This window comes from Mesorhizobium sp. M7A.F.Ca.AU.002.02.1.1, from assembly GCF_003998535.1.
GTDB classification, from domain to species: Bacteria; Pseudomonadota; Alphaproteobacteria; order Rhizobiales; family Rhizobiaceae; genus Mesorhizobium; species Mesorhizobium ciceri.
The window spans coordinates 1-538 of sequence record NZ_RZPB01001455.1 but is presented as its reverse complement, the minus strand read 5'-3'; the positions used below and the strand labels follow the sequence as shown (position 1 = coordinate 538).

Sequence of the window (538 nt, the reverse complement as noted above, 5' to 3'; positions counted from 1 at the left end):
TCACCGACCATCCCGAGGACATGCGCCATGTGTTCTCCTACGACATCATCATGGACGGCATTCGCACCATCGTCGCGCGGGGCCATATCCAGCTCAGCGAGGCTTTGGCCGAGCAGGTGGCAGCGCACGTGCTGGAGAACCAGCGTGTCGTGCGCGTCACGGTTAGGGTGGAAAAGCTCGAGCTCGGCCCTGGCGGCGTCGGCGTTGAGATCGAACGCAAGCGCCAATCGGCGGGACGCGGTGCTGCCTCCGGCATTGCTGGCCGAAAAGACCGAAGCGTTGTTTTCCGGCCGCGCCAGGAGCGCCCCGAAATGCTTCGACGGGCCATCGTCAAGCTTGGCGGCAGCACGGCCCATGCGGCGGAGATGAAGAGCTGGATCGCAGCGCTGGCGGGTTCCAGGCTGCCGATCGTCATCGTGCCCGGCGGCGGGCTCTTTGCCGACCATGTGCGCGAGACGCAGACCAGCATGGAGTTTTCCGACACCGCCGCTCATGCCATGGCGATCCTGGCCATGGAGCAGTTCGGCCATGTCATCCT

At 65.1% G+C, this 538-nt stretch carries 1 protein-coding gene; it reads left to right on the top strand.

Annotated elements, in window-relative coordinates; all coding sequences use genetic code 11:
• Positions 1 to 538: dihydroneopterin aldolase (locus tag EN879_RS40515; protein ID WP_245493969.1), on the top strand; the 538-nt coding region annotated here is incomplete at both ends.